This window comes from Methylobacter luteus IMV-B-3098 (genome assembly GCF_000427625.1).
Lineage (GTDB): Bacteria > Pseudomonadota > Gammaproteobacteria > Methylococcales > Methylomonadaceae > Methylobacter > Methylobacter luteus.
Map to the genome: position 1 here is coordinate 3,668,794 of NZ_KE386569.1, position 22,338 is coordinate 3,691,131.

General features: G+C 51.2%; 20 protein-coding genes. 12 read left to right on the forward strand and 8 right to left on the reverse strand.

Going from position 1 to position 22,338, the window contains the following annotated elements; genetic code table 11:
* Positions 1 to 200: 200 nt before the first annotated feature.
* A complete protein-coding gene (gene fbaA / locus METLU_RS0119460) occupies positions 201 to 1,280 on the reverse strand; it encodes a class II fructose-bisphosphate aldolase (RefSeq protein ID WP_027159690.1) in 1,080 nt (359 codons plus the stop codon).
* Between the two features lie 257 nt (positions 1,281 to 1,537).
* Here fbaA and METLU_RS25865 point away from each other — a divergent pair, with 257 nt between their 5' ends.
* Complete coding sequence (locus tag METLU_RS25865; protein WP_036243303.1) at positions 1,538 to 2,443, forward strand: LysR family transcriptional regulator; 906 nt, start codon at positions 1,538 to 1,540, stop codon at positions 2,441 to 2,443.
* 42 nt (positions 2,444 to 2,485) lie between these two features.
* Here METLU_RS25865 and pyk read toward each other — a convergent pair whose 3' ends face one another.
* The 3 genes from pyk to argH all read right to left on the reverse strand — a co-directional run bounded on the left by pyk (position 2,486) and on the right by argH (position 6,821).
* Positions 2,486 to 3,925, reverse strand: coding sequence for a pyruvate kinase (pyk, locus tag METLU_RS0119470; protein WP_027159691.1), 1,440 nt, complete (start codon positions 3,923 to 3,925; stop codon positions 2,486 to 2,488).
* Complete coding sequence (gene gap, locus METLU_RS0119475; RefSeq protein ID WP_027159692.1) at positions 3,925 to 4,941, reverse strand: type I glyceraldehyde-3-phosphate dehydrogenase; 1,017 nt, start codon at positions 4,939 to 4,941, stop codon at positions 3,925 to 3,927. The genes pyk and gap overlap by 1 nt, the downstream gene beginning before the upstream one ends.
* 482 nt (positions 4,942 to 5,423) lie before the next feature.
* Entirely contained in the window at positions 5,424 to 6,821 is a 1,398-nt protein-coding gene (gene argH / locus METLU_RS0119480) for an argininosuccinate lyase (RefSeq protein WP_027159693.1), read from the reverse strand.
* A 58-nt stretch (positions 6,822 to 6,879) separates the two neighbouring features.
* Here argH and METLU_RS25870 point away from each other — a divergent pair, with 58 nt between their 5' ends.
* From METLU_RS25870 to METLU_RS0119510, 6 genes are read left to right on the forward strand one after another with little or no spacing between them, the layout of a single operon-like run.
* Complete coding sequence (locus tag METLU_RS25870) at positions 6,880 to 7,932, forward strand: sensor histidine kinase (RefSeq protein WP_036243305.1); 1,053 nt, start codon at positions 6,880 to 6,882, stop codon at positions 7,930 to 7,932.
* Complete coding sequence (locus tag METLU_RS25875) at positions 7,929 to 8,690, forward strand: LytR/AlgR family response regulator transcription factor (RefSeq protein ID WP_036243308.1); 762 nt, start codon at positions 7,929 to 7,931, stop codon at positions 8,688 to 8,690. The genes METLU_RS25870 and METLU_RS25875 overlap by 4 nt, the downstream gene beginning before the upstream one ends.
* Positions 8,691 to 8,736: 46 nt before the next feature.
* The gene (gene hemC, locus METLU_RS0119495) at positions 8,737 to 9,663 is read left to right on the forward strand and encodes a hydroxymethylbilane synthase (RefSeq protein WP_027159694.1); all 927 of its coding nucleotides are present in this window, start codon (positions 8,737 to 8,739) and stop codon (positions 9,661 to 9,663) included.
* Positions 9,660 to 10,433: a uroporphyrinogen-III synthase gene (locus tag METLU_RS0119500; protein WP_027159695.1), complete on the forward strand. Its 774-nt coding sequence runs from the start codon at positions 9,660 to 9,662 to the stop codon at positions 10,431 to 10,433. Before hemC ends, METLU_RS0119500 begins: the two co-directional genes overlap by 4 nt.
* Position 10,434: 1 nt before the next feature.
* On the forward strand, positions 10,435 to 11,670 hold the full coding sequence (locus METLU_RS0119505) for a uroporphyrinogen-III C-methyltransferase (protein ID WP_036243926.1): 1,236 nt from the start codon (positions 10,435 to 10,437) through the stop codon (positions 11,668 to 11,670).
* Positions 11,671 to 11,683: 13 nt separating this feature from the next.
* On the forward strand, positions 11,684 to 12,916 hold the full coding sequence (locus METLU_RS0119510) for a heme biosynthesis HemY N-terminal domain-containing protein (protein WP_027159697.1): 1,233 nt from the start codon (positions 11,684 to 11,686) through the stop codon (positions 12,914 to 12,916).
* A gap of 306 nt (positions 12,917 to 13,222) precedes the next feature.
* On the opposite strand, the gene ubiD is transcribed toward METLU_RS0119510, so the two are convergent.
* From ubiD to METLU_RS28810, 4 genes are all read right to left on the reverse strand, one after another.
* Positions 13,223 to 14,683, reverse strand: coding sequence for a 4-hydroxy-3-polyprenylbenzoate decarboxylase (gene ubiD, locus METLU_RS0119515; RefSeq protein WP_027159698.1), 1,461 nt, complete (start codon positions 14,681 to 14,683; stop codon positions 13,223 to 13,225).
* Positions 14,680 to 16,719, reverse strand: a complete 2,040-nt coding sequence (prlC, locus tag METLU_RS0119520; RefSeq protein WP_027159699.1) for an oligopeptidase A — start codon at positions 16,717 to 16,719, stop codon at positions 14,680 to 14,682. Before prlC ends, ubiD begins: the two co-directional genes overlap by 4 nt.
* A 341-nt stretch (positions 16,720 to 17,060) precedes the next feature.
* On the reverse strand, positions 17,061 to 17,531 hold the full coding sequence (locus METLU_RS25880) for an RDD family protein (RefSeq protein WP_036243311.1): 471 nt from the start codon (positions 17,529 to 17,531) through the stop codon (positions 17,061 to 17,063).
* Positions 17,532 to 17,711 (reverse strand): hypothetical protein, encoded by a 180-nt coding sequence (locus tag METLU_RS28810; RefSeq protein ID WP_027159700.1) that lies wholly within the window; start codon positions 17,709 to 17,711, stop codon positions 17,532 to 17,534.
* Between the two features lie 231 nt (positions 17,712 to 17,942).
* On the opposite strand from METLU_RS28810, the gene pcnB reads away from it, so the two are divergent.
* From pcnB to panD, 5 genes are all read left to right on the forward strand, one after another.
* Entirely contained in the window at positions 17,943 to 19,334 is a 1,392-nt protein-coding gene (gene pcnB / locus METLU_RS0119535; RefSeq protein WP_051300020.1) for a polynucleotide adenylyltransferase PcnB, read from the forward strand.
* 27 nt (positions 19,335 to 19,361) lie between these two features.
* On the forward strand, positions 19,362 to 19,865 hold the full coding sequence (gene folK / locus METLU_RS0119540; protein WP_027159702.1) for a 2-amino-4-hydroxy-6-hydroxymethyldihydropteridine diphosphokinase: 504 nt from the start codon (positions 19,362 to 19,364) through the stop codon (positions 19,863 to 19,865).
* A gap of 1 nt (position 19,866) precedes the next feature.
* Positions 19,867 to 20,682, forward strand: coding sequence for a 3-methyl-2-oxobutanoate hydroxymethyltransferase (gene panB, locus METLU_RS0119545; protein WP_027159703.1), 816 nt, complete (start codon positions 19,867 to 19,869; stop codon positions 20,680 to 20,682).
* Between the two features lie 4 nt (positions 20,683 to 20,686).
* A complete protein-coding gene (gene panC / locus METLU_RS0119550; protein WP_027159704.1) occupies positions 20,687 to 21,529 on the forward strand; it encodes a pantoate--beta-alanine ligase in 843 nt (280 codons plus the stop codon).
* Between the two features lie 198 nt (positions 21,530 to 21,727).
* Complete coding sequence (gene panD, locus METLU_RS0119555; RefSeq protein WP_027159705.1) at positions 21,728 to 22,108, forward strand: aspartate 1-decarboxylase; 381 nt, start codon at positions 21,728 to 21,730, stop codon at positions 22,106 to 22,108.
* The last annotated feature ends 230 nt before the right edge of the window (positions 22,109 to 22,338 follow it).

Genomic DNA, 22,338 nt, shown 5'->3' on the forward strand with positions numbered 1-22,338 from the left:
GCCCGTTCGTACGAATTTAAAAAAAGGTACGCTGTGCGTACCCTACGATGCTGTAGGCAACCTGCCTAAAAAAGTCGTCCATCAATAAATTCATAATTCGCCACGAAGAACACAGAGGACACGAAGTTTTTATTTTGTTTTTTCTTCGTGTCCTTCGTGGTTATGTCTGAAGCTAGAGGAACAGCCGGAGTTTTACCTGTTTACAGGGAATCAACCGCATTCAATTCCTTGAAAGCCTGTTGCAGGCGCGCCACCATGCTGAGCTGGGCCGCGCGGATCCAGACACGTGGGTCATAGTATTTCTTGTTGGGCTTGTCGTCGCCGTCGGGATTGCCGATCTGCCCTTGCAGATAGCCCTCGTTGCTCCGGTAGAATTCTCGGATGCCGCTCCAGTAAGCCCATTGCGTATCCGTGTCGATGTTCATCTTGATCACGCCGTAGCTGATCGATTCCTTGATCTCTTCAGCGGACGAGCCGGAGCCGCCGTGGAACACGAAATTCAAGCTGTTGTGCGGCACGCCGTATTTTTCCGATACATGTTTTTGCGAATTCGCCAGAATGGTCGGCGTCAGCTTGACGTTGCCAGGCTTGTAAACGCCGTGCACGTTGCCGAACGAGGCCGCGATCGTGAAATTCGGGCTGATCTTGATCAGTTGTTCATAGGCATAGGCCACATCTTCGGGCTGCGTGTACAGCGCAGAATGATCCATATCCGTGTTGTCGACGCCGTCTTCTTCGCCGCCGGTACAGCCCAGTTCGATTTCGAGAGTCATGCCCATCTTGGCCATGCGGGTCAGGTAGCGCGCGCTGATTTCGATGTTTTCTTTCAGGGGTTCTTCGGACAGGTCCAGCATGTGGGAGCTGAACAGCGGTTTGCCGGTCTCGGCGAAATGTTTTTCACCGGCATCGAGCAGGCCGTCGATCCAGGGCAGCAGCTTTTTGGCCGCATGGTCGGTATGCAGAATGACCGGCACGCCGTAGTATTCGGCCACCGTATGCACATGTTGAGCGCCGGAAATCGCGCCCAGGATGTGGGATTGCTGGCCTTCCAGCTTGAGGCCCTTGCCGGCCACGAACTGGGCGCCGCCGTTGGAGAACTGGATGATGACGGCCGATCTGGCCTGGGCAGCCGCTTCCAGTACCGCATTGATCGAATCGGTGCTGATGACGTTGACGGCAGGCAGCGCGAAGTTGTTTTCCTTGGCAATCGCGAAGATTTTCTGGACATCGGAGCCCGTCACAACGCCGGGTTTAACTACGTCTAAGATTTTCTGTGACATATCTTGATCCTGGTTTGGTTTGTTATATATTCCTACGCTGGCGCGTGAGGATGGTGGAGCAATTTAAGCTCGGTTCTGCATAAAACGTATATAAACAAATTATTGTCCGGCTTACAAATGATTCTGCAGTTATTCGGATGGGGCAGTGCTTTTTCCCTGGAAAAATACGGAGATTAAGATCATCAAAGGCCAAAGCTGGGGTATTATAATGAAAAGCGAGTGAATTCGGCTAAATGCATAAGGTTTGGGAGTAGTTTGTGAACGTAACGCTTAGGCAACTGAGAGTGTTTGAAATGGTGGCTCGGCACTTGAGTTTCACGCGGGCCGCGGAGGAGCTTTTCCTGACTCAGCCGGCGGTATCGATGCAAATCAAACAGTTCGAGGATGCGGCAGGGCTGGCCTTGTTCGAGCGACTGGGGCGCAAGATCTATTTGACCGAAGCCGGCGAAGAGATGTACCGCTTGAGCAAGGATATCATCGCCAAGATGTCCGAGGCCGACCTGATTCTGGATGAAATAAAAGGCTCGGAAGGTGGTCGCCTATTGGTTTCCGTCGCCAGCACGGTACAGTATTTTGCGATCCGCTTGCTGGCCGGGTTCTGCAAGCAGTATCCAAAGGTCAATGTCAATCTGAAAGTGACCAACCACAAGGGTTTGATTCAGCTGCTGGAGAATAATGAAACGGATATTGTGTTGATGGGCAAGCCGCCGGAAGGGCTGGATCTGATGTCCGAGCCTTTGCTGGAAAATCCGCTGGTCGTGATTGCGCCGCCCAATCACCATTTAAAGGATAAGAAAGGCATTTTGCTGGCCGAGCTGAAAAATGAGACTTTTTTGATGCGTGAGCAAGGCTCGGGAACCCGGACCTCAACGGAACGGTTTTTTGCTGAAAATGGCATGAAAATTTCAGCCAATATGGAGCTGAACAATAACGGCGCCATCAAGCTCGGCGTAGAGGAGGGCCTTGGCTTGGGGGTGGTGTCTCAGCATACGATCGATAGCGAAGTCAAGACCGGGCGGTTGGTCATTCTGGATGTGCAGTTCTTTCCGCTGGTCAGAACCTGGTATATGGTGCGCCGCGAAGGCAAGCGACTGTCGGCCGTCGGCACGGCCTTTGAAAATTTCGTGCGTCGGGAAAAATTTCGTTTTGTAAGGCTCCCCTAGAGCAAGCATTTTGTGCCCGGCCCTGGCCGGGCACAAGCTGTCTTAGGGCGTTAAGCCCTGTCCGACCGTGAATACTTTCAGGGCATTGGTGCCGCCTTGCACGCCGGTCAGATCGCCTTTGGTGATGATGAATTTATCGCCGTCCTTGACGTTCTGGTATTTTTTTAATTGATCGATGATTTCGCGGTTTACTTCGGCATGATCCTGCGCTTCATGCGTGAAATAAACCGGAAAAACGCCACGGTACAGCGTTACACGGCCCAAGGTTTTCTGGTGACTGCTGAAGGCGAAAATAGGAATGCCCGAACTGATCCGGGACATCCACAGTACCGTGGAGCCGGATTCCGTCAACGCGGCAATACCGGCGATCTTGGTATGGTTGGCCATATACATGGCCGACATGGCGATCGCCTCATCGACGCGCTCGAACTGAATGCTGACCCGGTGATCGGAGACGCGGACACTGGGCTGTTTTTCAGCCTCTATGCAGATGCGATGCATCGCTTCAACGGCTTTGATCGGGTATTTTCCGGAGGCGGTTTCGGCCGACAGCATGATCGCATCGGTGCCGTCGTAAACGGCATTCGCCACGTCGAAGACTTCGGCGCGCGTTGGAATCGGATTGTCTATCATCGACTCCATCATTTGCGTGGCCGTAATCGCGACGCGATTCAGTTCGCGCGTGCGCTTGATCATGTGTTTTTGCACGGCGGGCAGGTTGGCATCGCCTATTTCGACGCCGAGGTCGCCGCGGGCCACCATGATCGCATCGGAAGCCAGAATGATCGCATCGAGCCCCTTCAGCGCTTCGGCGCGTTCGACCTTGGCCACGATGCCGGCTTCGCAGCCGGCTTCGCGCAGCAGGCGGCGGGCTTTGTGCAGATCATCGGCCGAGCGGGGAAACGAGATGGCCACATAGTCGGCGCCTATTTCGGCAATCGTTTTGATGTCTTCCATGTCCTTGTCCGTTAAGGCCGCAGCCGAAAGTCCGCCGCCCAGCAGGTTGATGCCCTTGTTGTTGGACAGCACGCCGCCGACGACGACAGTGCAATTGACGCGCATGTTGTCGACGCTGACCACATCCAGCACAATGCGCCCGTCATCGAGCAGCAGCCGGCTGCCGGGCTTGACTTCCAGGGCCAGCGGCTCGTAGGTAATGCCAACCTGCGAATGATCGCCCTCGTTCTCATCAAGATTGATGTCCAGCGCAAAATCCTGGCCTTCGTTCAGGAAGACACTGCCGTTTTTGAAGCGGGCAATGCGAATTTTCGGGCCCTGAAGATCAGCCAGAATGCCCACGAGCCGGCCGGTTTTCCGGCTGAGTTCGCGCACGGCATTGGCCCGGTTAATATGATCCTGAGCCGAGCCGTGCGAGAAGTTCAGGCGCACGACATCGACCCCGGCATGAAACAAGCCTTCGAGGACGCCGGGCTGATCGGTTGCAGGTCCTAGCGTGGCTAAAATTTTGGTTCGTCTTAGCATCATGATTTGGCGTTGACTAAAGCAATGGAGGTATCCAGCATGCGGTTTGAAAAGCCCCATTCATTGTCGTACCAGGACAGGACTTTGACGAAGTTGCCGTTCATGACCTTGGTAGACGGCGCTTCATAAATCGAGGAAGCCGGGTTGTGGTTGAAATCGATTGACACCAGCGGTTTGGTGTTGATTTCCAGAATGCCTTTCAAAGGGCCGGCCGCGGCGGCTTTCAGGATATCGTCGATTTCTTCCTTGCTGGTGTTTCTGGAAGCCAGGAAGGTCAGGTCGACTACGGATACGTTAATGGTCGGCACGCGCATGGCGAAACCGTCCAGTTTGCCGGCCAGTTCGGGCAGAACCAGTCCTACGGCCGCGGCGGCGCCGGTTTTGGTAGGAATCATCGATTGTGTCGCCGAGCGGGCGCGGCGCAGGTCGCTGTGATAGACATCGGTCAGAACCTGGTCATTGGTATAGGAATGAATCGTGGTCATCAAGCCGCTTTGAATCCCTAAGGCATCATGCAGAGGCTTGACCAGTGGCGCCAGGCAGTTGGTCGTGCATGAGGCATTGGAAATGACGGTATCCGATGCTTTCAGCACATTATGGTTGACGCCGTAAACGATAGTGGCGTCGACGTCATTGCCGCCGGGCGCTGAAATGATGACCTTTTTGGCGCCGGCGCTGATATGGGCCGATGCCTTGGCTTTGCTGGTGAACAAGCCGGTGCATTCGTGCACGACATCAATGCCCAGGTCGGCCCATGGCAATTTGGAGGGATCCCGTTCCGAGAATACCCTGATCCTGTCGCCGTTGATAACGATATAGTCGCCATCGACGTTGACTTCAAAAGGAAATTTTCCATGCACCGAATCGTATTGAGTCAGGTGCGCATTGGTTTCGCTGCTGCCCAAATCATTGATTGCAACAATTTGAATTTCATCGGTGCGGCCTGATTCGTACAAAGCGCGCACGATATTCCGGCCAATACGACCATAACCATTAATTGCAACTTTAATTGGCATAGAATTTCTCCAGATAGATAGTTTGAAAGGCTAATTGGAACGGATACTCCGAAATTCCGTAACTTCGGTGACTATACCAAAAGCCAAGGCGGTTAGTCCATTGATGCGGGACTTGGGCCATGCGAAACGTCAGCTATAAAAGATAATCCGGCATATCCGTTAATAGCTGCATGACATTAAATCAGGCATTTAGTTTGGCTTCTGTATTTTGTTTATTTAGGTTAGGTGATAAATGGTTTGCAATTGTTCCGGACTATTGATGCTCAATGCGGAAAGTGACGAATCGATACGGGTAATACAAGTTGGGATGAAGGTGCGGGTTTTTATGCGGCTCTCGATAAGGCGTCTTTCAACAGCCGCTATCGGCAAGTATGCTGTTCCCGGTTAGTGAGAGGTGAGGAGCCGGCCCGGATCAATCCTGCATTGAGGCAGATGCCTCAAGGTGCAAAGCGCTATGAGGGCTTGCACCTTGAGATCGGCGGCTATTGGCCCGTCGGCATGCCTTGCCGCGCGGCCTGAATAGCCCGCTTTACGGTTTCGGGCGCCGTGCCGCCGATATGTTTACGGGCCGCGACGGAACCTTCCAGCGTCAACACATCGAACACGTCGGCCGTAATCGCCGCTGAAAACTGTTGAAGTTCCGCCAGTGACAATTCCGACAGATCGCGGTTGCTGTCAAGACCCAGGCGCACGGCCTGTCCTACCACTTCATGCGCATCGCGGAAAGCCATGCCCTTGCGTACCAGGTAATCGGCCAGGTCGGTGGCCGTGGCAAAGCCGCGTTTGGCCGAATGGTACATGTTCTGCCGTTTGGCAATAATATGCGGCACCATGTCGGCAAAGGCGCGCAGGCAGTTGATCAGGGTGTCGACCGTATCGAACAGCGGTTCCTTGTCTTCCTGATTGTCCTTGTTGTAAGCCAGCGGCTGGCTTTTCATCAGCATCAGCAGCGACATCAGGTGGCCGGTGACGCGGCCGGATTTGCCGCGCACCAGTTCGGGCACATCAGGGTTTTTCTTTTGCGGCATGATCGACGAGCCGGTGCAGAACGCATCCGGAATATCGATAAAGTTGAACTGGGCGCTGGACCACAGGATCAGCTCCTCGGAAAAACGCGACAAATGCATCATGATCAGGCTGCCGGCCGCAGTGAATTCAATGGCGAAATCCCGGTCGCTGACCGAATCGAGCGAATTGGCCGACGGGCGGCTGAAGCCGAGCAGGTCGGACGTCATCTGACGATCGATCGGGTAACTGGTGCCGGCTAATGCGGCAGCGCCCAGAGGCATGATGTTGAGGCGTTTTTTGCAGTCCTGCAGTCTTTCGTAGTCGCGGCTCAACATTTCAAACCAGGCCATCAGGTGGTGGCCGAACGTGACCGGCTGGGCAACCTGCAGATGTGTGAAGCCGGGCATGATCGTGTCGGCTTCTTTTTCGGCAAGATCGAGAATGGCAGTCTGCAGGCGCATGAGCTGATCGCTGATGCTATTGATCTCGCTACGCAGATAAAGCCGGATATCGGTCGCTACCTGGTCGTTGCGCGAGCGGCCCGTATGCAGTTTCTTGCCGGCGATGCCGATCATATCGGTCAGCCGCGCTTCGATGTTCATGTGCACATCTTCCTGTTTGATCGACCAGACAAAATTGCCGGCCCTGATTTCCTGCCCGATTTGGGTCAGGCCTCCGATGATGGCGTCGCGTTCCTGCTCGGTCAGGATGCCGATCTTGCAGAGCATGGTGGCATGTGCGATGGAACCTTGAATATCCTGCTCCGCCATGCGCTTGTCAAAATCCACCGAAGCGGTGAATACCTCGACGAAGGCATCGGTCGCCTCGGCAAAGCGGGCACTGGAAAGTTTGTCGGAATTAACTGTGGTCATGGCGATTTTTTAATGCAATTAACGGAAAATTCCGAATTATACAACTAAACTGTTGGTTATGAATTTAAAAGCAGAGAAGATTTTCCTGCCGGATTTTTGCTCAGTCAGAATGCTGCTGGCCGTGTTCTTTCTAGCCGAATTGCTGGCGTTTTTACTGACATTGGCAACCGATACGTCGGTGTTGGGATTTTTATCCGAATTCGGCATCAGGTCGTTGCTCGCGCTGTGGATCGCCCTGATGAGTGCGGCCAGCTTGTGTCTGCTAAAGAAAAAGCTGGCGCGCGGCAATGATTTTGTCGTCGGGCTGGCGGCGTTTTGCATTATACAATTGATTAGCGTTTTGGTTTGCTGGCTGGTGGCTGATGTGTTGCCGGATGCGAATCTTTTAATCCCATTGATAAAGCCGGTGCAAAAGGCAGAGTTTTACTGGCGTACGGTAGGCATTAGCAGTCTGGTTTCATTGGCAGTCCTGCGCTATCTGTTTGTCTTGCATCTATGGCGGCAACAGGTTGAAGCTCAGGCTACCGCCAGCCTGGATGCGTTGCAGGCAAGGATGAGGCCGCATTTTCTGTTTAACAGTTTAAACACCATCGCCAGCCTGACCCGAATCCAGCCCGAACTGGCGGAAGAGTTGGTGGAAGATCTGGCGGAACTGATTCGCGCGAGCATGCTGGTCGATCATGCCCGTCTGGTCCGACTGGACGAGGAGATCAAGCTGGTAAACCTGTATCTGGCGATCGAGTTTCACCGTCTGGACGAGCGTTTGAAAGTCAGCTGGGATATCGACGACTTGCCCAAGGACGTCCTGCTGCCGCCGCTTAGTCTGCAGCCGCTAGTTGAAAACGCGATCTACCATGGCGTGGAACCCGATCCGAACGGTGGCGAAATTGTCATCAAGGGGGCCAGGAGCATTGGCGGAATTGTGCTGTCGGTAAGAAACACGCTGCCGCCTGACGGAGCCCATCGTCAGCGCAAAGGCAATCAGGTCGCGATGGCCAATCTGGCGGCCAGAATAGCGGGATGTTTCGCGGGCAACGGTCGCATCGATCGGTATGTCAAAGAAGGCAATTATCACGTGGATATAATGATTCCTTATCAACTCGCATCATGAAAGTTTTAATCGCCGATGATGAAAAACTGGCCAGGTTGCGTTTGAAAAGCCTGCTCAATGAATTGGCTGAGGATGTCCAAATCGTTGCGGAGGCCGAAAACGGCCGCGTAGCATTGCAAAAATGGCAGGAAACAGGGGCCGATATTCTGCTGCTGGACATCAGAATGCCTGACATGGACGGGCTGGACGTGGCGAGGGAACTGACAAAGACACAATCGCCGCCGGCCATTATTTTCACGACGGCCTATGATGAGCATGCCCTGCAGGCTTTTGACGCGAATGCGGTCGATTATTTGCTGAAACCGATACGTAAGGATCGCTTGCTTAATGCTATCCAGAAAGCGAAGGTGTTCAGCCGCGCAAAATGGGACGGATTGGTGCAATGGCTGCCCGAGAGATCCGTGCGATCTCATCTTTGCGTGCAGGTGCAGACAAGACTGCATCTGATCCCGGTTAAAGACATTGTGTTTTTTCAGGCCGATCAAAAATACGTCATCGTCAGAACGCCGCAGAAAGAGCATTTGCTTGATGAGCCGTTGAAGGCGCTGGAAGACGAATTTGGGGGGCTATTTATCCGCATACACCGCAATGCGCTGGTTTCCCTATTGCATATTGAAGATCTGGAGAAACAGCCGGATGGACAGTTGCAGGTCAAATGCCAGGGCATTGACGAGAAACTGGTGGTTAGCCGCAGGCTGGCTGCGAAAGTGCGCACTTGTTTTAAAGATTTTAAGCGCAATAAGACGCCATTGCGTTAAATGGAGTTACAATGCGCTTTTTATATTCAAAATAGAAGGGTTTATTTTGGCTGAAAAAATTATTCGTATAGCCACGCGCAAGAGTCCTCTCGCGCTGTGGCAGGCAGAACATGTCGCCGAACGTCTGGAACGAGCTTTTCCGGGCCTGAAAACCGAGCTGGTAAAAATGACTACTCGCGGCGATAAAATCCTGGATGCGCCTTTGGCCAAGGTTGGCGGCAAAGGGCTGTTTGTTAAGGAACTGGAACAGGGCATGCTGGAAGGAACGGCCGATATCGCCGTGCACTCGATGAAAGATGTTCCGGTGGAATTTCCGGAAGGGCTGCACTTGGCCGCTATTTTAACACGAGAAGATCCAACCGATGCTTTTGTATCGAACCGTTATGCATCATTGGAAGAGTTGCCGGCTGATGCCCGAATCGGCACCTCCAGCTTGCGCCGGCAGTGCCAGATAAAAGAGCGATATCCCGGGGCGGAAATCCTGTCACTGAGAGGCAATGTCAATACGCGACTGGCCAGGCTCGATGCCGGCGAATTTGATGCCATCATCCTGGCTTCGGCCGGATTGAAAAGGTTGGGCATGGCCGGTCGGATTACGGAATGCCTCGATCCCGGCATCAGCCTGCCGGCCATAGGGCAAGGGGCTATCGGCATAGAATGCCGCGCGGATGATACAGAAGTCAACGAGATGCTGAACGCCCTGCATGACCATGAAACCAGCATTTGCGTCAGCGCCGAAAGAGCGATGAATGCGCGTCTGAACGGCGGCTGCCAGGTGCCGATTGCCGGTTTTGCGCAACTGCAAGGTAATCAGCTGGTCATGCGCGGATTGGTCGGCAGCCCCGACGGTACGGTGATTTATCGCGCCGCGCAATCAGGTACTCCGGATCAGGCCGAGTCCATTGGACGCTCTATCGCGGAAGATTTATTGGCCTGTGGCGCAGATAAGATTCTGCAAGCGTTGTTTCATTGATCAGAGGATTGAACGGTGCGCGGGTTTTAGTGACGCGGCCGGCGCATCAGGCTGAAAATCTAAGCCGCTTGATTCAGGAACGCGGAGGCGAGGTCGTTCGGTTTCCCGTGCTCGATATTGTTGCGCGTGACAATATTGAAGAGGTTCAGGATGCGTTAAAAAACCTCGACAAATTCCAATGGGTTGTTTTTATTAGCCCAAATGCAGTAAATTTTGCACTGAAAGCGAATAATGGCAAAATAGATCGATTAAAGACCGTGCGTTTTGCCGCAGTGGGGCGAGCAACCGCTCAGGCATTGGAAGCCGCCGGATTGACTGTCGATGTGGTGCCTGAACAGGGTTATACCAGTGAAGCATTGTTGGCTATGCCGCAGATGCAACAGGTAAAAGGACAGGCCTGCCTGATCGTACGAGGAGAAGGCGGGCGAGAAGAACTGGCTAATACACTGCGCAGTCGGGGGGCAGTGGTTCAGTATTTGGAAGTTTACAAAAGAACAATTCCCAGCATTGATAGCTCGCAGGTAGTCCAATTACTTGCCCAGCAACGCCTGGATGTTATTACGGTAACCAGCGGTGAAGCCTTACAGAATTTATTGATCATGCTGGGCGAAAATAATCATCAGCTGTTATTGCCAATACCCATGGTGGTGGTGAGCGATAGGATTAGGCAATTAGCTGCAGGAATGGGGTTTAAGCGAATTGCCGTGACGGAAAATCCTGCTGATACAGCAATTCTTGAGACAGTAACAATAATATGTAATGGGGAATAGTGTGGCCGAATTGAGTGAAAAACAGGAACAGAATGTGAGCGAGAGTAATAAAGTTCACCGGTCTCGTAGCGGATTCTGGTTTGGCATCATTATTTTGCTCATTATTATCGGATTGGCGGGCGCCGGATTCTTCCTTTTTACACAACTGCGCGAGCAGCAGGCCAGTTTAGGCGGTGAAGTCGACAAGGGTGATATGCAACTGATCGAGTTGTCGAAGCAGATCAGCGGTTATCAATCGCAATTGGCCTCCGTGCAGTCGCAATTGGCAACCCTGGAAGCCAGCATTGCCGGCAAAGACACACATTTCACCAAAACGCTCGAGGATTTTTCCCGGTTACATAACGAAAAACTTGACAGCACCCGCAAAGAATTAAATAGCGCCATTCAACAGGTACAGCGTCAGCTTGGCAAGACACGCGGCGACTGGCTGATTGCCGATGCCGAATATCTGCTCAGTACCGCCAGCGAGCGTTTGCACCTGATAGGCGACGTGAACACCACGCGTGCGGCATTGGAAGCGGCCGATCAACGCTTGCGCGAAAGCGGTGACGCGGCGGTATTCAAAGTGCGCGAGCAGATCGCCAAGGATATTGCCGCTCTTAACAGAGTCGAAGTTCCCGATATTGTCGGCATTTATTCATCCATTCAGACACAGGCCGGCCAGATTGACAATTTGACCTTGTTATTGCCGTATGCCGGAAAGACACCGACATCTCCAAAAAAACCTGAAAAACCGGTTGATCAAACCCAGGACAAACAAGACCTTATCGATTCTGCATTGAATGAATTGGAAGAAATTGTCACGATCCGGCATACCGAACAGCCGATCAAAGCAATATTGACCCAGGAAGAAGCTCAGTTCATTAAAGAGCAGTTAAGGTTAAAGCTGGAAACGGTTAAAGTTGCACTGGTTCAGCATAACGAGCCGCTTTATCAAGCTAGCCTGACGGATGCAAAAAAATGGACCGAGCAACATTTTATGCAGAATACGCAGGCGAAAAATTTTATTGCCGAACTCGACAGGATGAAGGGTGTTCAGATTCAAAGCCAGTTTCCTGACATCAGCCTGTCTTTGAAAATGCTCAAGGACATTGTCAAACTCAGACTGGAAACTGACAAAGCCATGCCGTCTCCGGAAGCGGCGCCGACATCGGCACCAGAGCCAGCACCTGTACCCAAACAAGAATCAGAACCGGCAGTCGCGCCGGCTCCAGCACCCGCACCTGCTGAGCAGTAATAGAGAGTCTGTGATGAAGAAAACCATACTTTTCTTTTTGGGGGCTCTTTTAATTGCGATTGCGGCCGCTTTTTTAGTCAATGAATGGCTGAGCAGTTTTGAAAGCCCCGGTTATGTGCTGATCGGCATTGGTTCGTGGTCTATAGAGACCTCGCTGGTTGTTTTTGCCGTCAGCCTGATCATAGGCTTTTTTGTCTTCTATTTATTCTTCAGATTTCTGGGTTGGCTGCTCAGACTGCCCGGGCAAATCAAAGCACGCGGAAGGAATATTAAATTCAACCGTTCCCAGGAAGCCCTGATTGCAGGCTTGGTAGATTCTGCCGAAGGCAATTGGGAAAAGGCCGAAAAAGTGTTAATCAAACATGCATCGCATAGCGGTGCTCCGTTGATACACTACCTGACTGCCGCAAAGGCCGCGCAATCGCGTGGTGCGATTGATAAAAGAGACGAGTACCTGAGAAAAGCCGCGGATCAGGCGCCTGGTTCCGATGTCGCGATCGGCTTGACTCAGGCGGAACTGCACTTATCAGGGAACCAGTTTGATCAAGCCCTGGAAACGCTGACCCGGCTGCATTCCATAGATCCGACGCATGCCAACGTGCTGAAATTATTGCATCAAACTTATCAACATATCGGCGACTGGGAAGGCATACGGAAACTGATTCCGTCATTACACAATAATAAAGTTCTGATGGAAGCAGAGATAAAATTGCTGGAAACAGAGGCATTCAGCAAACTGTTAAAACAGGCGGCCGAAAATGGCGATATTAATGAAATTGAATCGCTTTGGGCGGAAATTCCTGATTACATAAAAAGTATGCATGGTGTCTCGGCGATCTATTTTGCCGCGATGATCGAGGCCGGCGCTGGTGCCAAGGTTGAGGATGAACTGGTTAAAGCCTTGTCGGCAAACTGGGATCAAACCCTGCTGGTCTTGTTTGGCAGTATAAAGTCAGGCGATGCGGTCAGACAGCTTGAGACGGCGGAACAATGGCTCACTTCACATGCCGGCGATGCGGTGTTGCTGTCGGTCATAGGTAAATTAAGCCTTAAATGCGGTGATGCCGGAAAAGCTGAAAAATACTTCAATCATAGCATTACCGTCGAACCGACTGTGCAGGCTTATCAGTTACTGGGTGATTTGCTGTTTGCTCGCGGAGATAAAGATAAAGCCAGTGAATGTTATAAATCCGGGCTGGAGCTGGCCTCCAGCGAAATCGTCAGCCGGATTGATACCATATCCTAATAAATAAAAATTATCCAGGGCTGGCGCTATTGAGGCTCGCCCTGGATTGTCGGTGTCATTTTTGCAAAGAAAAGCTGTCCGTAGCTGATTGCCGGCCGCTTCGGTAAATACGGAGTTCATGTTCAACGGTCAAATGCGTGACCGGCTTTATCGAAACCTTGCATGGAAGAGGCGCATGGCTCTGCTTTAGTCATAGCTTTCCATGCGGCTTTCACCTGGACCTGCGCTGCCTATTCGGGTGTATCTCACTAGTTTCCAATATATCGGCGTCATTCACCAAGATTTGTGGCTGTGATAGTCTCGGCTTTAAAATAGAGAATCCCAAATTTCGTCTACTTTTTTAATGATTTCTTCGGACATGGAGATAGGCCGGCCCCACTCCCTGTTGGTTTCCCCCGGCCATTTGTTAGTCGCGTCAAATCCGACCTTAGAGCCTAGGCCCGATACCGGTGAGGCGAAGTCAAGATAATCGATGGGCGTATTTTCCAATATCGTCAGATCGCGCGCCGGGTCCATGCGCGTGGTTATGGCCCAGATCACATCCTGCCAATTGCGCACGTCGACATCATCATCGACGACGATAACGAATTTGGTGTACATGAACTGGCGCAGGAATGACCAGGTGCCGAGCATGACGCGTTTGGCATGGCCGGCATATTGTTTTTTCATGCTGATCACGGCCATACGGTAGGAGCAGCCTTCCGGCGGCAGGTAGAAGTCAATAATTTCCGGGAACTGCTTTTGCAGGATCGGCACGAAGACTTCATTCAGCGCCACACCCAGGATGGCGGGTTCATCAGGCGGCCGACCCGTGTAGGTGCTGTGATAGATGGGCGCCTGACGCTGGGTGATGCGTTCTATCGTGAAGACCGGAAATTCATCGACCTCGTTGTAATAGCCGGTATGATCGCCAAACGGACCTTCAGGGGCCGTTTCGCCGGGATAGATAAAGCCTTCCAGGACGATTTCGGCGCTGGCCGGGACTTGCAGATCGTTGCTCAGGCATTTGGCCACTTCCGTTTTGCTGCCCCGCAACAAGCCCGCAAAGGCATATTCGGACAGTGTGTCGGGAATCGGCGTGACAGCGGCCAGTATCGTGGCCGGGTCCGCGCCCAAAGCTACGGCAACAGGGAAAGGCTTGCCGGGATGGGTCTGCTGCCATTCCCTGAAGTCCAGGGCACCGCCGCGATGAGCCAGCCAGCGCATGATGACCTTATTTTTGCCGATGACTTGCTGGCGGTAAATGCCCAGGTTCTGCCGGTCTTTATTCGGGCCTTTGGTAATGACCAAAGGCCAGGTGATCAACGGGCCTGCATCATCGGGCCAGCAGGTTTGAATCGGGTAATCGCCAAGATCGACTTCATCGCCCTCGCGCACCAGTTCCTGACAGGGCGGATCCTTGATCAGTTTGGGCGCCATATTCAATACCTGCTTGAAAACCGGAATCTTTTCCATGGCATCCTTCATGCCCTTGGGCGGCTCCGGCTCCTTCAAGTAGGCCAGCAATTCGCCGATGCCACGCAGTTCCGTGACCGATTCGGCGCCCATGCCCATGGCAACGCGGCGCGGCGTACCGAACAGGTTTGCCAGGACCGGAATGTTGGAGCCTGTCGGGTATTCGAACAACAGCGCCGGGCCGCCTTGCTTCAAGGTTCGATCGCAGATTTCGGTCATTTCCAGGTAAGGATCGACAGGAACAGTAATCCGTTTCAGCTCGCCCTGTTTTTCCAGTTGCCTGATAAAGTCGCGCAGATCCTTGTATTTCATGCCGCTATGCCGTTGTGCCGCAGTAACGCGTCGATGGTCGGTTTACGGCCACGAAAGCAGACGAACAGATCCATGGCATTCTCGCTGCCGCCTTTCTCGAGAATATTCGTTAAGAAGGCGTGACCGGTTTCCTGATCAAAAATGCCTTTTTCCTCAAATAAGGAGAAAGCGTCGCTGGACAGCACTTCGGCCCATTTATAGCTGTAATAGCCGGCTGCATAACCGCCGGCGAAAATATGCGAGAAGCTGTGCGCAAAACGGTTGAATTTGGGTGGTTTGATGACGGCGACCATATCTCTGACCTGCTCCAGCGTCTGGTAAATGCGGCCGCCTTTTTTAGGGTCGTAATCCCGGTGGATTCTGAAATCGAACAGGCTGAATTCGAGTTGTCTGACCATCATCATGCCGGACTGAAAGTTTCTGGCGGCCAGCATTTTATTGAACAGATCCTCGGGCAGTGACTCGCCGGTTTGATAGTGGCCGGATATCAGCGCCAGGGCTTCTTTTTCCCAGCACCAGTTTTCCATGAACTGACTGGGCAGTTCGACCGCATCCCACTCGACGCCGTTGATGCCCGACACGCCTAAATGATCGATCTGTGTGAGCATGTGGTGCAGGCCATGGCCGAATTCGTGGAACAGGGTCGTGACCTCATCGTGCGTCAATAACGCCGGGTCATTGCCGGCGGGTGGCGTAAAGTTGCAGGTTAAGTACGCGACCGGCGTTTGAATGCGATCGCCGGATTTCTTGCGGCTCACGCAATCATCCATCCAGGCGCCACCGCGCTTTTTCGGGCGCGCATACAGGTCGGTATAAAACTGCCCGCGCAATTGGCCGTGCTGGTCGTGAATCTCGAAAAAACGCACATCGGGATGCCAACTGTCGAAGCCGGTAATTTCGCTGATATTCAGGCCGAACAGTTTTTCAACGACCGCAAACAGACCCGGCAAGACGCGTGTTATAGGGAAGTAGGCCTTCACTGCTTCCTGTGAGAGTTGGTAATGATGCTGGCGCATTTTTTCCGAGTAATAGCCGATATCCCAGGGCTGCAGATCACCGATACCATAATGTTGCTTGGCGAACTGCCGCAGATCCACTAAGTCCTTGCGCGCCTGACGCCAGGAGCGGTCGGACAGGTCTTCCAGGAAGCCGGTTACATCCTCCGGCTTTTCGGCCATTTTCTTAGCCAGTGACAGTTCCGCGAAATTCTTAAAGCCCAGCAACAGGGCTTTTTCATGACGCAAGGCCAGGATTTTTTCCATGATTTCACTGTTGTCATAAAGACCGGCGTGCGGGCCCTGGTCCGAGGCGCGTGTCGCAAAGGCTTCATAGTGTTCACGGCGCAATTCTCGATTGTCGGCATAAGTCATGACCGCGCTATAGGAGGGAAACTGCAGCGTGATCATCCAGCCCTCTTCATTATGACTTTCAGCGGTTTGCCGGGCCACAGCCAGTGCGGATTCGGGCAGACCGGCCAGATCATCTTCGTCTCTGATCAGCTTGCTCCAGGCATTGGTCGCATCCATCAGGTTTTCTTCGTACTTGCTGGCAAGCTGCGATAATTCCTGGCTTATTTCTTTATAGCGCTGCTTTTTTTCGGCATCCAGATCAATCCCGGATAATCTGAAGTCTCTTAACGCGTTCTGAATGATTTTCTGCTGCGCGACATCAAGTGTGGCATACGTATCACTGTCGGCAATGGACTGGTAGGCATTGAACAACCTTTCGTTTTGGCCCATTTCAGTCGAGTACTCGCTTAGCTTGGGCAGGCAGGCGTTATACGCATCGCGCAGGGCATCGCTGTTGATGACCGAATTCATATGGCTGACCGGAGACCAGGCCTTGCTCAGGCGATCTTCAGCGTTTTCAATCGGTTCAATCAGATTTTCCCAGGTGTATTCGGTAGCAGCCTGAAGATGCTGTTCGACAACGGATCTGGCTTCGGCCAATAGCTGATCGATGGCCGGCTCAATATGTTCGGGTTTGATTTGTGAAAACAACGGTAATGCTGAAGTCTGCAGTAATGGATTGTTCATGGTTTTAAGAATGTAGGCTCATGGCTGCATTGATGCGCTTTATGCAGCACATCCAGAAAAAGGTCAGGGGTTAATTTGCCACATCTCAATACGGCTTAAGTGAGCATGACGTTTAGATAGGGTAAAGCTTTTTTGTCTTCTGAATCAAGGTTGCTGATAAGGTCGACCAATAGGATGGACATTTGTTTCAATGGAAACTGATCCTAAGCATGCCAGCAGGTTGCCGGAGCCGGCCAATAAGTCATTATCCGATTTCTTTGCTGGGAAAGGGCTTGTGAGTTTGTAAGAAAGATGTCTGGTATAATGTGCCGTCATGTCAATTCTTGATCTGATTGGCCTTATTAACGCCGTGTATCTTGCGAGTCAAAAAACAAGGCGGTTTTCGATAAGTGGTCATGCCAGCCGCGACGATTTTTATCGATCAGAATCCAAAAAAAGCCCAGCCCAAAAAAAGACCAGGAAATTATAGCGCCTAAAAAACGCAAAAAAGCTTGCTTCCAACTGATGGGTTCGCCTTTGAAGGTCAGTACTTTCAATTTCCATGTTCGTAGTCCCAGGGTTTGTCCGCCATGAGTCCAGAACCAGGCATAAAAAAAGAAGCTGATAACGAGCAGATAAATAGGATAAAAAAATTGTTGGGGAGTGAAGGCTTCCCCGGCATTCAACGGCAGCAGCAGTGCTGTCGCGAAAAACAAAAGGGCAAGTAGCAGGAAGAGGTCGTAAATAATGGCCGCTAAACGGCGCAAAAAACCAGGTACTGACAATAAGCCATTATCTGGTTTTAGCTGCTTTTTCCGGATTGGACGAGACAATTAGACTTTAAATAAAGCCAATTTTTGACCGAAATACATGCACATCGCAATTAACGCTCCGAGCATCGCCAATGAGAACAGGAAAGGCGGTTTATGGAACAGAAGAATTAAGAAATCTGTTACAAAAAGGCTGGTTAACAAAGGTTGGTCAATGAAGCCATTTATAATCTTTTTGAACATAACAATTCCGTCAAGCACGTTAATGATTTGTGCGAGTAGTTAAAAAAAAGGTTGTCTGATCTTTATAAACCGTTAAAAAACAAAATATCGAGTCGATCGGGACTGCTATTAAAAATCAGGATTGTGATTTTACTATAATAAAAAGGGGAATGTAAAAGAAAAGAAAGTTGTCAATTGGGCTAGAATCATATGAAATGATATGATTATTAGAATTTAGAAATCAGACAAGGTATAAAGACCATTTTAAACTTCTTTAAAAAAATTATTAATCCAGCCAGAAATGAAGCTGAAGCGGATGCTGCGCCAGCAATTAGTGCGCCGGCAGTTAGAATATATGCGCGTGCCGAGCATAATATTTCGCGGTCCCAGATCAGCGAAAATGCATTAAAGGTTTTGTATCGATTGCAAAAGTCAGGATCCCAGGCATATCTTGTCGGTGGCTGTGTGCGGGACTTATTGCTAGGGCGGGAACCCAAGGATTTTGATGTCGTGACGGATGCGGATCCTGAGCAGATCAGGAAGATTTTCCGCAATTGTCGCATAATCGGTCGCAGGTTCCGCCTTGCGCATGTGCATTTTGGTCGCGAAATTATTGAAGTGGCTACTTTCCGCGGAGCGGGAGATGCTCAGGACGATAAGCAGATGCTCAACAAGGAAGGACGCTTGTTGCGCGATAATGTCTACGGCACGATTGAGGAAGATGTCTGGCGGCGCGATTTTACGGTCAATGCGCTCTATTACAACATCAAGGATTTCTCGGTAGTCGATTACACCGGCGGCATGGATGATCATAAAACCGGGACACTCAGGCTGATCGGTGATCCTGAAACGCGCTTCCGCGAAGACCCCGTGCGTATGCTAAGGGCTGTGCGTTTTGCCGTGAAGCTCGGTTTTAATCTGGATACTGCTTGTGAGAAGCCTATTCATGATCTCGCCGAATTATTGTACGGCATACCGGCTGCCCGGCTTTATGATGAAGCCTTGAAACTGTTTTTATCGGGCTACGCCTTGCAGACTTTTGAAATGCTCAGGCATTATGGGCTTTTTCAGATATTGTTTCCCGACACAGAGAGCAGTCTGGCGGTCGAGGAAGACGGTTTCCCCAAATTGTTCCTGATCAAAGCGCTGGAAAATTCCGATAACAGGATTGCCGAAGGCAAAACCGTTACAGCTTATTTTCTATGGTCTGCTTTTTTATGGGAACCGGTGGCGATACGGGCCAAGGAAAAAATAGCGAGAGGCATGGCTGAATCCATGGCCTATCAGGAAGCCGCCAATGAAGTGATCTCCAGGCAGAATAGTAGCACCTCTCTACCGCGCCATATCACCATGTCTATGCGCGAAGTCTGGACGCTGCAACCCAAATTCAATATGCGTATCGGCTCCAGACCCAGTCGCTTATTGACGCATCCGCGTTTTAGAGCGGCCTATGATTTTCTGGTGCTGCGTGCAGAGACAGGCGGCGCTGATCCTGAAGTAGCAGCATGGTGGGGTCAATATCAGGCGGCCGACGAAACCGAACAAAGAAAAATGACCCGACCTCCGCGTGGCGCTCAAGTCGGCAAGGCAAAGCGGAAAAGGACTTACCGTAAAAAGACGGCCTCTCAGGATAAAGGTATTTAAAATGTTTGCTTTGAAATGAGTTCAGCTATGAAAAGCTCAGGCAAAGACCAGGTTATCGCTTACATAGGCTTGGGCAGCAATCTTGAAAACCCGACAGGGCAAATTGAATCGGCGCATACGGCAATCGCCGGATTAGTGGGCATTGAAGAGCTTGCCTTTTCAAGCTTATACCATAGTCCACCGATGGGGCCGCAGGATCAACCTGATTATGTCAATGCGGTTATGGCTATCACGACCAACTTGCCGGCTATGGATTTGCTGAGGAATCTTCAACGCATTGAACATGAGCACGGCCGAGTACGAAAAGGCGAGCGTTGGGGCGCCAGGACGCTGGATTTGGACCTGTTGATTTATGGTCAGCAGCAAATTGACCTGCCTGAGTTGATTGTCCCACATGTAGGCATTGCCGAGAGGGCCTTTGTGTTGTATCCCTTGTATGAAATTGCGCCGGAACTTCTGGTGCCGGGCAAGGGCCATATTGCCGATTTGATTAAAAACTGCCCTTTGAACGGTTTGAAACGGTTGGCTTAAAATGACTCAGTATTCTTCGCTATCCACGGTAAAACCATTATCGATCCATGATCTGGCGGCGATGAAGCTGCGCGGTGAGAAAATTAGTTGCCTCACCGCTTATGATGCCAGTTTCAGCATGCTGATCGACAGTATTGGCATCGATGTGATGCTGGTGGGAGATTCTTTGGGTATGGTTATTCAGGGGCGTGATACAACCCTGCCGGTTACCATGGATGATATGGTTTATCATACCCGTTGTGTCAGCCATATCAGGCGACGGGCGTTTATTATCGCTGACTTGCCTTTTATGAGTTATGCCTCGCCGCTTATGGCGGCCGAAAACGCTGCCCGTTTGATGCAGGCCGGTGGCGCGCAAATGGTCAAACTCGAAGGGGCGCGCATTAGCTGTGTCAGTTTTCTGGTCGATCAGGGCATTCCGGTTTGCGGGCATTTAGGCTTGTTGCCGCAATCCATCAATCAGCTAGGCGATTATAAAGTGCAAGGTAAAGAGCGCCTCGAAGCCGAAAAAATTATTGCCGATGCGCGTAAGCTGGAACAAGCGGGGGCGGGGCTGCTGGTTCTGGAATGCGTGCCTGCACAGCTGGCCAGGGATATCAGCACTGAGCTCACTATTCCGGTTATCGGTATTGGGGCCGGCATCGATTGCGACGGGCAGGTGCTGGTGCTTTACGATATGCTCAATATCGGCGGCGGCAAGCGGCCGCGATTTTCAAAAAATTTCATGCAGGGCGCTGCCGATATCGGGCAGGCCATTGCCGCTTATCATGTGGCCGTTAAGCAGTCACAGTTTCCAGCACCTGAACACAGCTTTTAATATCATGCGGAAAGTTACTTTAGTATCTGAGCTGCGCGAAGCCATTTCAGATTGGCACCTGGCCGGTAAGCGCCTTGCTTTTGTGCCGACTATGGGCAATCTGCATGCGGGACATCTGCAACTAGTCAGTGAGGCCCGGAAACAAGCCGATCATGTGGTGGTCAGTATTTTCGTCAATCCCACCCAGTTCGGAGCAGGGGAAGATTTTGAGACGTATCCGCGCACTGAGAGGAAAGATCAGGAAAAACTCGAGACTGCCGGGGCAGACCTGCTGTTTCTGCCTTCTGTTTCGGAAATGTACGCGCCTGATGCCAAAACAACCGTATCGGTGGCCGGGCTATCCGAATTGCATTGCGGAGCGTCCAGACCTGGACATTTTAACGGCGTGGCGACAGTCGTCTGTAAGCTATTCAATTTGGTTCAACCGGACATCGCCCTGTTCGGGCTAAAGGATTTTCAGCAGTTGGCCGTTATACGGACCATGGTCAAGGATCTGAATTTTCCAGTGGAAATCGTCGGTGTAGACACGGTGCGGGAACCCAGCGGTCTCGCCATGAGTTCCAGAAACGGTTATTTATCCTCGGAAGAAATAAAGGCGGCGCCCAAACTCTATGAATCCTTGTGCGTGGCGCGCGATGCCGTTTTGGCAGGCAAGCAGCCTTATGCGGATATAGAGATTCGGGCAATATTGTCTTTACAGGAAGTCGGTTTTCGACCTGATTATTTTTCCATATGCCGCAGCAGTGATCTAAAAAAAGCTGAAACAGAGGACAAGGATTTAGTTATATTGGCGGCGGCAAAGCTGGGGAGTACTCGGTTGATTGATAATGTCTATTTTTCCAGATAAATCACAGTCAATGATTTATGTGTTTGATTTATTGAACGTGCTTGCTCGAATTCACTTATTTGGGTGCAACTCGACATGCCTGAAGTGATGATGGAAAAGACTGGACACTGTTGGTTTTTTGATATCTAAAAAGTTGATGCTATTATGCAATTAATGCATAATGCGCGGTTCTTAAAAATATTTATATTGTTTTTTAATATGCAACTTACGATGCTTAAAGCGAAATTACACAGAGCGACAGTAACCCATTCGGAATTGGGTTATGAAGGTTCTTGTGCAATCGATGGCAATATTCTTGATCTCTCAGGCATTCGAGAATACGAGCAGATACAGATTTACAATATTAATAACGGGGCGCGTTTTACGACCTATGCCATTCGCGCGGAAGAAGGTTCCGGATTGTTTTCCGTTAATGGGGCTGCGGCCCGAATGGCCTGTCCTGGCGATCTGATCATTGTTTGCGCTTATGCCATTTTGGATCAAAAAGAGCTGGCAAACTACAAGCCTACGTTGGTTTATTTCAACGAAAAGAACGAAGTTCTACGTTCCTCACACGCCATCCCTGTCCAGGCAGCTTGAATTGCTTAATTTAGCATTATGTAATAAGTAAGCAAAAATCCCTTTAATTCTTATCCGGCACAGAATTTGAGTGCCGTTCATCTGAAACCAGCCTGTTGCAAATAAACGGGTTGGGTTCTCCCGAAAGTTTTCGTATATCAAGTTAAAAAATCAAGCAAGAACGGAGTCATAACGACTACACTATACATTTGCGCTAACAGATTGATATGACTGAGCTGTTAAGCTACAGG

Bases quoted from the DNA above. Each gene is read 5' to 3' on its own strand.
- fbaA (WP_027159690.1), bottom strand. From the start codon at position 1,280: ATGTCACAGAAAATCTTAGACGTAGTTAAACCCGGCGTTGTGACGGGC.
- pyk (WP_027159691.1), bottom strand. From the start codon at position 3,925: ATGCTAAGACGAACCAAAATTTTAGCCACGCTAGGACCTGCAACCGAT.
- gap (WP_027159692.1), bottom strand. From the start codon at position 4,941: ATGCCAATTAAAGTTGCAATTAATGGTTATGGTCGTATTGGCCGGAAT.
- argH (WP_027159693.1), bottom strand. From the start codon at position 6,821: ATGACCACAGTTAATTCCGACAAACTTTCCAGTGCCCGCTTTGCCGAG.
- METLU_RS25870 (WP_036243305.1), top strand. From the start codon at position 6,880: ATGAATTTAAAAGCAGAGAAGATTTTCCTGCCGGATTTTTGCTCAGTC.
- METLU_RS25875 (WP_036243308.1), top strand. From the start codon at position 7,929: ATGAAAGTTTTAATCGCCGATGATGAAAAACTGGCCAGGTTGCGTTTG.
- METLU_RS0119510 (WP_027159697.1), top strand. From the start codon at position 11,684: ATGAAGAAAACCATACTTTTCTTTTTGGGGGCTCTTTTAATTGCGATT.
- ubiD (WP_027159698.1), bottom strand. From the start codon at position 14,683: ATGAAATACAAGGATCTGCGCGACTTTATCAGGCAACTGGAAAAACAG.
- prlC (WP_027159699.1), bottom strand. From the start codon at position 16,719: ATGAACAATCCATTACTGCAGACTTCAGCATTACCGTTGTTTTCACAA.
- METLU_RS28810 (WP_027159700.1), bottom strand. From the start codon at position 17,711: ATGTTCAAAAAGATTATAAATGGCTTCATTGACCAACCTTTGTTAACC.
- folK (WP_027159702.1), top strand. From the start codon at position 19,362: ATGAAAAGCTCAGGCAAAGACCAGGTTATCGCTTACATAGGCTTGGGC.
- panB (WP_027159703.1), top strand. From the start codon at position 19,867: ATGACTCAGTATTCTTCGCTATCCACGGTAAAACCATTATCGATCCAT.
- panC (WP_027159704.1), top strand. From the start codon at position 20,687: ATGCGGAAAGTTACTTTAGTATCTGAGCTGCGCGAAGCCATTTCAGAT.
- panD (WP_027159705.1), top strand. From the start codon at position 21,728: ATGCAACTTACGATGCTTAAAGCGAAATTACACAGAGCGACAGTAACC.